This window comes from Paracoccus sp. pheM1, assembly GCF_018499825.1.
Taxonomy (GTDB): Bacteria; Pseudomonadota; Alphaproteobacteria; order Rhodobacterales; family Rhodobacteraceae; genus Paracoccus; species Paracoccus versutus.
On the sequence record NZ_JAGXCX010000001.1, the window covers coordinates 1,442,873 to 1,456,496 of the forward strand.

The 13,624-nt window shown below is 66.4% G+C and carries 13 protein-coding genes; all 13 read left to right on the forward strand.

The window, feature by feature from the left end; genetic code table 11:
- Positions 1 to 18: 18 nt before the first annotated feature.
- The 13 genes from KF941_RS07245 (at position 19) to trbF (ending at position 13,605) form a co-directional block, all read left to right on the forward strand.
- Positions 19 to 1,482, forward strand: coding sequence for a sulfatase-like hydrolase/transferase (locus KF941_RS07245; RefSeq protein WP_214272966.1), 1,464 nt, complete (start codon positions 19 to 21; stop codon positions 1,480 to 1,482).
- A gap of 13 nt (positions 1,483 to 1,495) precedes the next feature.
- The gene (locus tag KF941_RS07250) at positions 1,496 to 2,512 is read left to right on the forward strand and encodes an ATP-binding cassette domain-containing protein (protein WP_214272967.1); all 1,017 of its coding nucleotides are present in this window, start codon (positions 1,496 to 1,498) and stop codon (positions 2,510 to 2,512) included.
- Positions 2,513 to 2,647: 135 nt separating this feature from the next.
- Complete coding sequence (locus tag KF941_RS07255) at positions 2,648 to 3,418, forward strand: L-iditol 2-dehydrogenase (protein ID WP_214272968.1); 771 nt, start codon at positions 2,648 to 2,650, stop codon at positions 3,416 to 3,418.
- Between the two features lie 15 nt (positions 3,419 to 3,433).
- Complete coding sequence (locus KF941_RS07260; RefSeq protein WP_214272969.1) at positions 3,434 to 5,203, forward strand: chloride channel protein; 1,770 nt, start codon at positions 3,434 to 3,436, stop codon at positions 5,201 to 5,203.
- A gap of 13 nt (positions 5,204 to 5,216) precedes the next feature.
- A complete protein-coding gene (locus KF941_RS07265; RefSeq protein ID WP_214272970.1) occupies positions 5,217 to 6,197 on the forward strand; it encodes a formylglycine-generating enzyme family protein in 981 nt (326 codons plus the stop codon).
- Positions 6,198 to 6,398: 201 nt separating this feature from the next.
- Entirely contained in the window at positions 6,399 to 7,382 is a 984-nt protein-coding gene (gene trbB / locus KF941_RS07270; RefSeq protein WP_214272971.1) for a P-type conjugative transfer ATPase TrbB, read from the forward strand.
- Positions 7,379 to 7,711: a TrbC/VirB2 family protein gene (locus tag KF941_RS07275; RefSeq protein ID WP_214272972.1), complete on the forward strand. Its 333-nt coding sequence runs from the start codon at positions 7,379 to 7,381 to the stop codon at positions 7,709 to 7,711. The genes trbB and KF941_RS07275 overlap by 4 nt, the downstream gene beginning before the upstream one ends.
- Positions 7,711 to 7,992 (forward strand): VirB3 family type IV secretion system protein, encoded by a 282-nt coding sequence (locus KF941_RS07280; RefSeq protein WP_214272973.1) that lies wholly within the window; start codon positions 7,711 to 7,713, stop codon positions 7,990 to 7,992. The genes KF941_RS07275 and KF941_RS07280 overlap by 1 nt, the downstream gene beginning before the upstream one ends.
- A 9-nt stretch (positions 7,993 to 8,001) precedes the next feature.
- Complete coding sequence (gene trbE, locus KF941_RS07285) at positions 8,002 to 10,512, forward strand: conjugal transfer protein TrbE (RefSeq protein WP_214272974.1); 2,511 nt, start codon at positions 8,002 to 8,004, stop codon at positions 10,510 to 10,512.
- Positions 10,509 to 11,279, forward strand: a complete 771-nt coding sequence (trbJ, locus tag KF941_RS07290) for a P-type conjugative transfer protein TrbJ (RefSeq protein WP_214272975.1) — start codon at positions 10,509 to 10,511, stop codon at positions 11,277 to 11,279. Before trbE ends, trbJ begins: the two co-directional genes overlap by 4 nt.
- Before the next feature lie 20 nt (positions 11,280 to 11,299).
- Positions 11,300 to 11,587 carry a putative entry exclusion protein TrbK-alt gene (trbK-alt, locus tag KF941_RS07295; protein WP_214272976.1) on the forward strand — a complete coding sequence of 96 codons (288 nt, stop codon included), beginning with the start codon at positions 11,300 to 11,302 and terminating at the stop codon, positions 11,585 to 11,587.
- Between the two features lie 6 nt (positions 11,588 to 11,593).
- Positions 11,594 to 12,919, forward strand: coding sequence for a P-type conjugative transfer protein TrbL (trbL, locus tag KF941_RS07300; protein ID WP_214272977.1), 1,326 nt, complete (start codon positions 11,594 to 11,596; stop codon positions 12,917 to 12,919).
- Positions 12,916 to 13,605, forward strand: coding sequence for a conjugal transfer protein TrbF (trbF, locus tag KF941_RS07305; RefSeq protein WP_214272978.1), 690 nt, complete (start codon positions 12,916 to 12,918; stop codon positions 13,603 to 13,605). The genes trbL and trbF overlap by 4 nt, the downstream gene beginning before the upstream one ends.
- Positions 13,606 to 13,624 lie beyond the last annotated feature (19 nt).

Here is a 13,624-nt window from a genome sequence, read left to right on the forward strand (position 1 = left end):
GCAAGGAAGGCTGCGACCATGACCCGACCCAATATCCTCTGGATCTGCACCGATCAGCAACGCTGGGACACCATCCGCCGTCTGGGTTTTCCCGCCGCGCAGACCCCGCATCTGGATGCGCTGGCCGAGCAGGGCACGGCCTTCACCCGCACCTATTGCCAGAGCCCGATCTGCACCCCCAGCCGCGCCTCGTTCCTGACGGGCATGTATCCGATCGCGCATCAGGTGCAGCGCAACGGCAATACCGGCTTTCCCGACCACCTGGTTCTGGTGCCCGAAGTGTTTCGCCAAGCCGGCTATCGCACCGGGCTGATCGGCAAGCTGCACCTGTCCTCGGCGCAGGGCCGGGTCGAACAGCGTCCGACCGCCGACGGCTACGAAGAGTTCTACTGGTCACAGCATCCCGAACCGGACTGGCCGGAGGGGCACGACTATCAGGACTGGCTCAGGGCCAAGGGGATAGATGCCGCCCAAGCATATGCCCCGGCAGAGGACATCGTGACCCATCCCGTCACGGCCGAACACAGCCAGACCGCCTGGGCCACGGAGCGGGCGCTGGATTTCATCGACCGAACCGAAGACGACCGGCCGTGGCTGCTGTCGATCAACGTCTATGATCCGCATCCGCCCTTCGATCCGCCGCTCAGTTGGTTCGAGCGCTTCGACCCGGCGCAAATGCCGGCGCCCATCTTTGCGCCCTCGGATCTGGAGCATCATCGCAGGTTGGCAGGCGTGGATCAGCAGACCCGAAAGCCGGTTGATCCGACCCTGGTTCCCGACGCATCGCAACTGGGCGACTACAGCCACGACACCCCGCCCGACAGCTACGACATCCGGCGCATCCGCGCCGCTTACATGGCGATGATCGCGCAGATCGACGATATGGTGGGCAAGTTGGTCGCGCGGTTGGACGAAACCGGCCAACGCCGCGACACGCTGGTGCTGTTCATGAGTGACCATGGCGAGATGCTCGGCGATCACGGGCTGCTCTACAAGGGCTGCCGCTTCTATGAAGGGCTGGTGCATGTGCCGATGATCGTCTCGATGCCCGGTCGGGTGCGCGAGGGACTGGTTTCGGACGCCCTGGTCGAACTGGTCGACATTCCCGCCACGATCTGCGAGGCGGCGGGGCTGGAAAAGCCGGTGCAGGACCAGGGCAGGTCGCTGATGCCCTTGCTGACCGGCGCAGCCGATCCGGGGCGTCACAAGGATTACGTGCTTTGCGAATACATGGACGCGCTGCGCTTTCCGGGCAGCGTGGGCTCGCGCGGCTCGATGTATTTCGACGGTCGCTACAAGATCTGCGTCTATCACGATGCCGCGCAGGGCGAGCTGTTCGATCTGGCCTCCGACCCGGATGAGTTGCATGACCTGTGGGACAGCGCCGACCATGCTGCGCTGAAGTCCGATCTGCTGCTGAAACACTTCTCGGCGATGATGCTGGTTTCGGGTGCCGGCCCGCAACGCATCTCCGATTACTGAAAGGAAAACTGTCATGGCAGAAGTCAAGATCAGCAAGCTCAGGAAGACTTTCGGTTCCGTCGAGGTGATCCCGGAACTGGACCTGACCGTGCCCTCGGGTTCGTTCACGGTGCTGGTCGGCCCGTCGGGCTGCGGCAAGTCCACACTGCTGCGCATGATCGCCGGGCTTGATCAGCCGAGTTCGGGCCGGATGGAGATCGACGGGCTGGACGTCAGCGGCAAGGTGCCGTCGGAACGGGGCATCGCCATGGTGTTCCAAAGCTATGCGCTTTATCCGCACATGACCGTGCGCGACAATATCAGCTTCTCGCTGCGGCTCGCTAAGGCAGACCCGGCGCAGATCGACGCCCGTGTGGCCGAGGCAGCCGAGATCCTGCAATTGACGCCGCTGCTGGATCGCAAGCCCAAGCAGCTTTCCGGTGGCCAGCGGCAACGCGTCGCCATCGGCCGCGCCATCGTGCGCCATCCCAAGGTCTTCCTGTTCGACGAGCCGCTGTCGAATCTCGACGCCGCCTTGCGCGGCCAGATGCGGGTCGAGTTGATGGAACTGCACAAGCGTCTGGGCGCGACGATGATCTATGTCACTCACGACCAGGTCGAGGCGATGACCATGGCCGACCGCATCGTGGTGCTGAACAAGGGCCGGATCGAACAGGTCGGTTCTCCGCTGGAGCTATACGACACGCCGCAGACGCCGTTCGTCGCAGGATTCATCGGCGCGCCGCGAATGAACTTCATCGACGAGGCGGTGGCGCGCAGCTTGGACGGCGATACCCTGGGCATCCGCCCCGAGGATCTGCGGCTGGCTGCTGAAGGCGCGGGCTGGCAGGGCCGCATCACCCTGGTCGAGCAGCTGGGCAGCGACAGCCTTGCCCATGTCGTCACCGACCACGGATTGATGATCGTGCGCTGCGGTCGCGATCTGGCGCAGGCCGCCGACGGCTCGGTCCGGGTCACGGCGCTGCCCGGCAAGCTGCACCTGTTTCGCGACGGCGCGCGCATCGCCGCGCCGGATCTGCTGCCGCAATGATGCTGGCCGCTCGCCTGCGCCGGCTCTTGCACCTTTTGGGCCGGGGATACCGGCCGGAACATCATTACATGCGTGGCCCCGGTCCTGCCTGCGCGCAGCGCCGCGACCGCCTGCCCAACCAGGAAAGAACCTGACATGAGACTGCAAGACAAGACTGCCCTCATCACCGGATCGGCGCGCGGCATCGGGCTGGAATTCGCCCGCACCTATATCGCCGAGGGCGCCCGCGTCGCGCTGGCCGACATCAATGCCGATGCCGCCCACACCGCTGCTGCCGAACTGGGCGAGCGCGCCATCGCCGTGCAGATGGACGTAACCTCGCAGGACAGCATCGACAGGGGCTTTGCCGAAGCCATCGAAGAGCTGGGCCATCTGGACATCCTGATCAACAACGCCGCCCTGTTTACCGCCGCCCCCTTCGCCGAGGTTACCCGCGCCGATTACGACCGGGTCTTTGCCGTCAACGCCTCGGGCACCTTCTTCTGCATGCAGGCCGCGGCGCGCCACATGATTGCGCGGGGTCAGGGAGGCAAGATCATCAACATGGCGTCGCAGGCCGGCCGGCGCGGCGAGGGCCTCGTCTCGGTCTATTGCGCGACCAAGGCGGCGGTGATTTCGATGACGCAAAGCGCCGGGCTGAACCTCATCGCGCATGGCATCAACGTCAACGCCATCGCCCCCGGCGTCGTGGATGGCGAGCATTGGGACGGGGTCGATGCCTTCTTCGCCAAATACGAAGGCCGTGCCCCGGGCGAGAAGAAGCGGATCGTCGGCGAATCCGTGCCGTTTGGCCGCATGGGACTGGCCTCGGACCTGACCGGCATGGCGATCTTCCTTGCCACGCCCGAAGCCGACTACATCGTCGCCCAATGCTTCGGCGTGGACGGCGGCAACTGGATGGCCTGAGGCCGAAGCTTGCCCGTGAAACGCTATCGACCGGCCCTTACCATCCGCCTGAACTGGCTTCGCAGGCGGGTCTTTTCGCGCGGCAACGAGATCGGATTGATCCTGCTGGGCATTGCTGCCGGCGGGATGGCGGGGCTGGTGGTCTGCGCCGTCAGCGGCCTGTCCAGCCTGATGCACACGTTGCTTTACGGCGTCGGCTTTGCCGAAGGGCTCAGCGGCGCCGATCTTGCGCGTGGCTGGCCGCTGGTCGTCGTCCCGGTCTGCGGCGGGCTCCTGACCGTGGTTCTTGTCCACCTGCGCCGCCGTCGCGGCAGTATCATCGACCCGATCGAGGCCAACGCGCTTTACGGCGGTCGCATGTCCCTGACCGACAGCATCTGGGTGACGCTGCAAAACCTTGCCTCGAACGGCTTCGGCCTGTCGGCGGGGCTGGAGGCGGCCTATACCCAGCTTTCCTCGGGCATCGCCTCGAAACTGGGGGTGAAGCTGAAGCTGCGGCGCGAGGATATGCGGGTGCTGGTCGGCTGCGGCTCGGCAGGAGCCATCGCTGCGGCTTTTGGCGCGCCGCTGACCGGCGCCTTCTATGCTTTCGAACTGATCATCGGCACCTATACCAGCCGGTCGCTGATCCCGGTCGTCTCGGCCGCGATCGCGGCATGGCTGTGCGCGCGGGCGATGAGCGGCCAGATCTTTGTCATCGATGTCGGCAAGCTCTGGGGGATCTCGGCGCTGGACGTGATGCCTGCAGTGATGCTGGGCGTGATCTGCGCGGTGCTTGGCATCCTGGTCATGATCGGCGTGGTGCGCACCGAGCGGCTGGCCGCCCGAAGCGGCCTGCCGGTCTGGCTGCGCCCGGCGGCGGGCGGACTTCTGGTCGGGCTGCTGGCGCTGATCACGCCGCAGGTACTGTCGGCAGGACATGGCGCGCTGCACCTGAACCTTGAACATGACGTGGCACTGCCGGCACTGATTCTGCTGTTCGTGCTGAAGGCCGCGGCATCGGCGCTGACCATCGGCTCGGGCTTTCGGGGCGGATTGTTCTTCGCTTCTCTGCTGCTGGGCGGGCTGGTCGGCAAGGCGCTGGCGGTGCCGCTGGACTGGCTGGTGCCGGGCATGCTGTCGGCCCCGGCTCTTGCCGTGATCGGCATGAGCGCATTCGGCGTCGCTGTGATCGGCGGCCCGCTGGCGATGACCTTCCTGGCGCTGGAGGTCACCGGCGAATTCCCCATCGCCGTTCTGGTGCTTGCCGCCGCCATGACCTCGTCGCTGGTGGTGCGGCAGAGCTTCGGCTATTCCTTCTCGACCTGGCGCTTCCATCTGCGGGGCGAGACGATCCGCAGCGCCCATGACGTGGGCTGGATCCGCAACCTGACAGTGGGTCGGCTGATGCGGCGCGACCTGCGGACGGCGCCCGCGGCCATATCGCCCGACGAATTCCGGCGCAGCTTCCCGCTTGGCTCTACCCAGCGTGTCATCGTCACCGATCAAGACGGTGCTTATGTGGCCATGGTCTCGGTGCCCGAGATCCACGCCGATGCCAGCGCGGCCGAGCCAAGCCAGCAGCTTTCGGCATTCTTCCGGCATCAGGGCGACATCCTCCTGCCCGGGATGAACGCCCGCCAGGCCGCAAGCCTGTTCGAGACGAGCCAGACCGAGGCGCTGGCTGTCGTCAGCGACCGGATCGAGCGGCGGGTCATCGGCCTCTTGTCGGAAGCCCACACCCTGCGGCGCTACAGCGAGGAACTCGACAAGCAGCGCCGCACCATGATTGGCTTGGTCGAGTAAACAGGAAAGCGTGATGCGCGAAAACGGCCCTCGAAAATCCTGCTGCGGCGCCTCATCCGGAACATCGACGCCAGGCCGCGACGAGGCGTTCTTGCGTGCCGCCTCCTCGATCCCGCGGGCATCGGCAGATGTGATCGCGGAATTACAAGCCCGCCTGCGCCCGATCCCCGGCGGTATTTTCGAAATGGGAGCCCGCCGTTCGACCTATGCAGGCGATCTGGACAGCCCCCGCCGGAAGGTCCGACTGGATGGATTTCTGATCTCCCCCTTTGCGATAACGAATGCCGAATACGCGCGCTTCGTTCACGAAACCGGCTATCGCAGTGTGGCTGAGAAAGAGGGCTGGAGCTTCGTCTTTCACCTGTTACTGCCGGATCCTGCGGCGTTTCCCGCCAGTCCACCGGGCCTGCCCTGGTGGCGCAAGGTCGATGGAGCGTGCTGGTATGCACCCGAAGGTCCGGGCAGTTCGGTCGAAGGGCGCGCGGATCATCCTGCCGTGCATATCGCCTGGTATGATGCTCTGGCTTATTGCAACTGGTCGGGACTGCGCTTGCCGACCGAAGCCGAATGGGAACGGGCCGCACGCGGAGGCCTCGGCAATCGCAAGTTTCCCTGGGGCGACGACCTGATGCCAAGGGGCACCTTTGCCATGAACACCTTTCAAGGCGATTTCCCGCACGTGAACACCGCCGAGGACGGCTATCCCGGTACCGCGCCCGTGGATGCGTTTCGTCCGAACGGCTATGGCCTTTACAACATGTGCGGCAATGTCTGGGAATGGGTCGCCGACCGTTTCGGGCCGCTGCCCGATGCCGGTCGCCTGCCAGCCCAAAACCCAACCGGTTCAGAACTGGGCTATGCCCGCGTGCAGCGCGGAGGCTCGTATCTGTGCCATGCGAGCTATTGCGACCGCTATCACGTCCATTCCCGCACCCGGAACGATCCGGACAGTTCGACCGGCAATGCCGGGTTTCGGGTAGCAGCAGACGGTTAAGGTTCATTCTCATCCCAGAAGCGCTTTTCTTGGCAGTTTCGATCACTGCCACGGACTACCAACCATCCCTTTCCCTTCTTTTCCTGCGCTCCAGTACGCCGCCCCCGTTTCGCTTGTTGCCAGTGCCGGTTTTCTGTCTCTTCTCCTTGTCCCCGATCCAGGGCCGCCCGTCGCGGGTGCCCGTGACGGAACGAGGACGAGATGGCGGCTGCTCACCAGAAACCTGAAGCGATCCGACGCGGCGCCCGCATGCTCCGCACCGCGCTCGGACCTGCCATCGCCCGGTTTCTGGAAGATCCCGCCATTGTCGAGGTCATGCTCAACCCCGACGGGCGGCTCTGGATCGACCGGCTTTCCGAGGGCCTGAGCGACACGGGCGAGCGGCTCTCTCCCGCCGACGGCGAACGGATCGTGCGCCTCGTCGCGCATCACGTCGGTGTCGAGGTCCATGCCCGGTCGCCGCGCGTCTCGGCCGAATTGCCGGAAACCGGCGAACGCTTCGAGGGTCTGCTGCCGCCGGTGGTCGCCGCCCCAGCCTTCGCCATCCGCAAGCCGGCCGTGGCCGTCTTCACCCTCGACGATTACGTTGCCGCCGGCATCATGACCCGGATGCAGGCGGAGGCGCTGCGGCTCGCGGTCGCGACCCGCGCCAATATCCTCGTCGCCGGAGGCACCTCGACCGGCAAGACCACCCTGACCAATGCGCTGCTGGCCGAAGTAGCCAAGACGCAGGACCGCGTGGTGATCATCGAGGACACCCGCGAGTTGCAATGCGCCGCGCCGAACCTCGTTGCCATGCGGACCAAGGACGGCGTCGCGACCTTGTCCGATCTGGTCCGGTCCTCGCTGCGGCTGCGTCCCGACCGCATCCCGATCGGAGAGGTGCGCGGCGCCGAGGCGCTGGATCTGCTCAAAGCCTGGGGGACCGGCCATCCCGGCGGCATCGGCACCATCCATGCCGGAACCGGTCTCGGCGCCCTGCGCCGCCTCGAACAGCTGATCCAGGAAGCCGTCGTCACCGTGCCACGCGCCATGATCGCGGAAACCATCGACATCGTTGCCGTCCTCGCTGGCCGTGGCGCATCCCGGCGGCTGGTCGAACTCGCCCGCGTGGACGGGCTCGGCCCGGATGGCGATTACCGCATCGCCCCAATCATACCGCCCGAAACAGGAGATTCCGAATGATCCGTCACGCCTTGAAGGTCCGTCGCCACGTCGCGGTGGCCGCCAGCTCCGCCTATGTCAGCTTTGTGCTGGCCCCGACCGCCCATGCCGCCGGGTCCTCGATGCCCTGGGAGGCACCGCTGACCAGCATCCTGCAATCGGTCGAAGGGCCGGTCGCCCGCATCGTCGCGGTGATCATCATCATCGTCACCGGGCTGACGCTGGCCTTCGGCGATACCGGCGGCGGCTTCCGCCGCCTGATCCAAATCGTCTTCGGCATTTCCATCGCCTTCGCGGCCTCCAGCTTCTTCCTATCCTTCTTCAGCTTCGGCGGCGGAGCCTTGGTCTGATGGCCCAGAGCTTCGAACAGCTGTCCGAGGTTCCGGGCTTCTCGGTCCCGGTGCATCGCGCCCTGACCGAGCCGATCCTGCTCGGCGGGGCGCCGCGCGCCATTGCCATCCTGAACGGCACGCTGGCCGGAGCCGTGGGCCTCGGGCTGCAGCTCTGGTTGGCCGGCATCCTGATCTGGGCGGTCGGCCATCTGGCCGCTGTCTGGGCCGCGAAGCGCGATCCGCTCTTCGTCGAGGTCGGGCGGCGGCATCTGCGCATCCCCGGACATCTCTCGGTGTGAGGACGAACCATGATAAATCTCGCGGAATACCGCCGCACTGCCAGCCGCCTCGCCGACTTCCTGCCCTGGGCGGCGCTCGTCGCGCCCGGCGTGGTGCTGAACAAGGACGGCAGCTTCCAGCGCACCGCCCGGTTCCGTGGTCCCGATCTGGATTCCGCGGTTGCCGCCGAACTGGTTGCGGTGGCGGGACGGCTGAACAACGCCTTCCGCCGCCTCGGCTCGGGCTGGGCGATCTTCGTCGAGGCGCAACGCCGCGAGGATTCCACCTATCCCGAGAGCCTGTTCCCGGATCCGGCCTCGGCCCTGCTCGACGCCGAGCGCAAGGCCGGATTCGAAGAACAGGGCATGCATTTCATCTCCGCGTATTTCCTGACCTTCCTCTGGCTGCCCCCGGCCGAGGAGGCCGCCCGCGCCGAAAGCTGGCTCTACGAAGGCCGCGAACGATCCGGCGTCAACGCGCGCGATATCCTGCACGGCTTCATCGACCGCACCGACCGGGTGCTGGCGCTGCTCGACGGCTTCATGCCCGAATGCCGCTGGCTCGACGATGCCGGGACGCTGACCTACCTGCATTCCACCATCTCGACCAACCGGCAGCGGCTGCGCGTGCCCGAGGTGCCGATGCATCTCGACGCGCTGCTGGCCGATCAGCCGCTGACCGGCGGGCTGGAGCCGCGTCTCGGCGCGCAGCATCTTCGCATCCTGACCCTGAACGGTTTTCCGACGGCGACCACGCCCGGAATTCTCGACGACCTGAACCGCATCGCCTTTCCCTACCGCTGGTCGACACGCGCCATTCTGATCGACAAGCCGGAAGCCGCCCGGCTGCTGACGAAGATCAGGCGGCAATGGTTCGCCAAACGCAAGAGCATCGCCGCGATCCTCAAGGAGGTGATGACCAGCGAGCCGTCGGCATTGGTGGACACCGACGCCGCCAACAAGGCCGTGGATGCGGACATGGCGCTACAGGAACTCGGCGCCGACATCGCCGGCATGGGTTATGTGACCGCGACGATCACTGTCTGGGATGCTGACCCGCGCGTCACCGACGAGAAGCTGCGGCTGGTCGAGAAACTGGTCCAGGGCCGAGATTTCGCCGCTATGATCGAGACGGTCAATGCCGTCGATGCCTGGCTGGGCAGCCTGCCCGGACATGCCTATGCCAATGTCCGCCAGCCCCCAATCAGCACGCTGAACCTCGCCCATATGATCCCGCTCTCGGCGGTGTGGGCGGGAGAGGCGCATGACATGCATTTCGATGCCCCACCGCTGCTTTATGGCCGCACCGAGGGATCGACACCGTTCCGCTTCTCGCTGCATGTCGGCGATGTCGGCCACACCCTCGTGGTTGGACCGACCGGCGCGGGCAAATCGGTGCTGCTGGCACTGATGGCGCTGCAATTCCGCCGCTACGCAGGATCGCAGGTGTTTGCCTTCGATTTCGGCGGCAGCATCCGTGCGGCCGCGCTCGCCATGGGCGGCGACTGGCATGATCTCGGTGGCGAGCTGACCGAGGCAGCCGAGACGTCGGTTTCGCTGCAGCCACTGGCCCGTATCCACGAGACGGCGGAACGCGCCTGGGCCGCCGACTGGATCGTCGGCATCCTCCGGCGCGAGACCGTCGAGATCACGCCCGAGGTGAAGGAACACATCTGGACGGCGCTGACCTCGCTGGCCTCGGCGCCGGTCGGGGAGCGCACCATCACCGGCCTTGCGGTCCTGTTGCAGTCCAACGAGTTGAAGCAGGCGCTGCGGCCCTATTGCGTCGGCGGGCCTTACGGCCGGCTTCTCGATGCCGAGAGCGAGCATCTGGGCAGTGCCTCGGTTCAGGCCTTCGAGATCGAGGGGCTGGTCGGCACCGGCGCAGCCCCTGCGGTCCTGTCCTACCTGTTCCACCGCATCGGCGACCGTCTAGACGGCCGCCCGACGCTGCTGATCATCGACGAGGGCTGGCTGGCGCTGGACGACGATGCCTTCGCCGAACAGCTTCGCGAATGGCTGAAGACGCTGCGCAAGAAGAACGCCTCGGTGATCTTCGCCACGCAGTCGCTGAGCGACATCGACAATTCCGCCATCGCCCCGGCCATCATCGAGTCCTGCCCGACCCGGCTGTTGCTGCCGAACGAGCGGGCCGTCGAGCCGCAGATCACCGCCATCTATCGCCGCTTCGGCCTCAACGACCGCCAGATCGAAATCCTCGCGCGGGCGACGCCCAAGCGCGACTATTACTGCCAAAGCCGCAGAGGCAACCGGCTGTTCGAGCTGGGAATGACGGAAGTCGGCCTCGCGCTTTGTGCCGCCTCGTCCAAATCCGATCAGGCGCTGATCTCGAACATCCTCGCCGAACATGGCCACGACGGTTTTCTCGCGGCCTGGCTCAAGGCGCGCGGCGTCGAGTGGGCGGCGGATCTGATCCCGGATCTCGACAATCTCGCGACGGAAGCAACGGACGTTCCGGCCATCCTCGCCGAGGCTGGCGACCTCGAACCCACCTTGAAAGAAAAGGAGACGACCCCATGACACGCAGGATGCACCCGATCTCCCGGATGGCCGGCGCCTCCATGCTCGCACTGGCGCTGGCCTTTCCCGTCACGCTCACGCCCATACTGACCAGCCCGGCCCATGCCTGGCGTATCGTCTACGACCCGTCGAACTACGCCCAGAACGTGCTGACCGCGGCACGGACGCTGGAACAGATCAACAACCAGATCACCTCGCTTCAGAACGAGGCGCAGATGCTGATCAATCAGGCCCGCAATCTCACAAGCCTGCCGCATAGTTCGCTGCAGCAGTTGCAGCAGAACGTCAGCCGCACCCAGCAGCTTCTCGGCGAGGCACAGAATCTTGCCTATGACGTGGGCCAGATCGACCAGGCTTTCCAGAACCAGTATGGCAATGTTGCGCTCTCGTCGACCGACGCCCAACTGGTCGCCGATGCCCGCTCCCGCTGGGAGAACACCGTCGGCGGGCTACAGGATGCCATGCGGGTGCAGGCCGGCGTGGTCGGCAATATCGACGCCAACCGCAGCGAGATGACCGATCTGGTCAGCGAGAGCCAGAATGCCGTCGGCGCGCTGCAGGCCACCCAGGCCGGCAATCAACTGCTCGCGCTCCAGTCACAGCAGATCTCGGATCTGATCGCCGTGGTCTCGGCCAATGGCAGGGCCGATGCCTTGTCCGAGGCCGAGCGCGCCACCGCTGCCCAGCAGGGCCGCATCCAGCGCGAACGCTTCCTGACCTCCGGTACCGGCTACCAGCCCGGCAATGCCCGGATGTTCAACAACTGACCGTCCGGGGAGGCCCTATCATGGGAGGCAAGGCGATGGCCCGGCTCGTTGCCATCCTGTTCCTGGCGATCGTCATGATCGTGACGCTGATCCGCATGGAACGGAACGGCGATCTGCCGCCGCTGCCGGGGAGCGAGGCACCTGCGCGGCAGGAAGATTCGCTGCGCGAGGGCCAGCGCCGCTGCCAGCGGATGGGCGAGGCCGCAGCCGAGGATGCCGAGTGCCTCGCAATCTGGGCCGAGACCCGTGATCGCTTCCTCGGGCGCGATCCGGCGCAATCTGCCACAACCCCCAGCCGCGAGGAGTAGAGGCGCATGGGCGGGTCTGGGGTCATTGACGAGTTCCTGGCGGTCTTCACCAGCTATATCGACTCGGGCTTCGGTCTGCTCGGCGGCGAGGTGGCCTTCATCGCCAGCACGCTGATCGTCATCGACGTGACCTTGGCCGCGCTGTTCTGGGCCTGGGGCGCCGAGGACGACATCATCGCCCGGCTGGTGAAGAAGACGATCTTCGTCGGCGTCTTCGCGTATCTGATCTCGAACTGGAACAGCCTTGCCCGCATCGTCTTCGAAAGCTTCGCGGGGCTCGGGCTGCTGGCCTCCGGCACCGGGTTCTCCGCCGCCGATCTGCTGCGCCCCGGCCGCGCCGCCCAGACCGGGCTCGATGCCGCGCGGCCGCTGCTGGAATCCATCTCCGACCTGATGGGCTGGGTGGCCGTCTTCGAGAACCTGATCCAGATCCTCTGCCTGTTCTTCGCCTGGGCGCTGGTGATCCTGGCCTTTTTCATCCTTGCGATCCAGCTCTTCGTCACCCTGATCGAATTCAAGCTGACCACGCTCGCGGGCTTCGTGCTGATTCCCTTCGGCCTCTTCGGCAAGACCGCGTTCATGGCCGAGCGCGTGCTGGGCAATGTCGTGTCCTCGGGCATCAAGGTCCTGGTCCTCGCCGTGATCATCGGCATCGGCAGCACCTTGTTCGGCCGGTTCACCACCGGCTTCGGCGGCGTTTCCCCCACCGTCGACGATGCCATGGCCATCGTGCTGGCCGCACTGTCGCTGCTCGGTCTCGGCATCTTCGGCCCCGGCATCGCCACCGGCCTCGTCTCCGGCGGGCCGCAACTCGGCGCGGGCGCCGTCGCCGGCACCGGGCTGGCCGTGGGAGGCGCCGCGCTGGCCGCTGGCGGCGCCACGGTGCTCGGCGCCAGGGGCGTTGCCGCGACCGCGCGCGGCGGGGCCGCCACGGCGGGGGCCGCCTCCGCCGCCTATAGCCTCAACTCCGCCGGGCAGTCCGGCATTGGTGGCGCGCTCTCCGGTGCCGCCGGCGTCGGCAAGGGCGCGGGCATCGCCGCCATGACCCCGCTGCGCCGGGCGGCGGCCAGTCTCAAGGCCAGCCGCGAAGCCGGCGTGAAGGCCGGTTTCACCAGCACCGGGGGCAGCACCACGCAGGGTACGCTCGGCGGCACGAGCGTCGGTGTTGGTAGCTCGAATGCCGATGCCGGCGGCAATGCACCGGCTTGGGCGCAGCGCATGCGCGGGCAGTCGCTTGCCCGGGGCGCCACCGTGACCGCTCATGCGGTCCGCTCCGGCGACAGCCATGGCCCCGGCGCCTCCATCTCCCTTTCCGAAAGCGACAAGCCATGAACCTGTTCAGACGACCGACTACGCATTACGGCAAGGTGCCGGACCCCGCGACCCCCTATCAGAAAGCGGCGCAGGTCTGGGACGAGCGCATCGGCTCGGCCCGCGCCCAGGCCAGGAACTGGCGGCTGATGGCCTTCGCCTGTCTGATCCTCGCTGCAGGGTTTGCTTCCGCACTGGTCTGGCAATCGGCACGGGGTACCGTCGTGCCATGGGTGGTGCAGGTCGACGATCTCGGCCAAGCCCAGGCCGTCGCCCCGGCCGCGGCCGATTATCGCCCCACCGATCCGCAGATCGCCTGGCATCTCGGCCGGCTCATTGAGCAGGTCCGGTCGATCCCCGCCGATCCGGTGATCCTGCGCCAGAACTGGCTTCGGGCCTATGATTGGACCACCGATCGTGGCGCCGCGGCGCTGAACGACCATGCCCGCGGCAACGATCCATTCTCGAAACTGGGCGAGCGGCAGGTCTCGGTCGAGGTGTCGAGTGTCATCCGCGCCTCGCCCGACAGTTTTCGGGTCGCCTGGACGGAAAAGCGCTACGAGAACGGCCAGCTTTCGGCCACCGAGCGCTGGACCGCGATCCTGACCATCGTCATCCAGACGCCGCGCAGTGCCGAGGCCCTGCGCGCCAATCCCCTCGGCATCTACGTCAATGCGATCTCATGGTCGCGGGAGATGAGCCAATGAGCATCGTTCTCACCGAAGG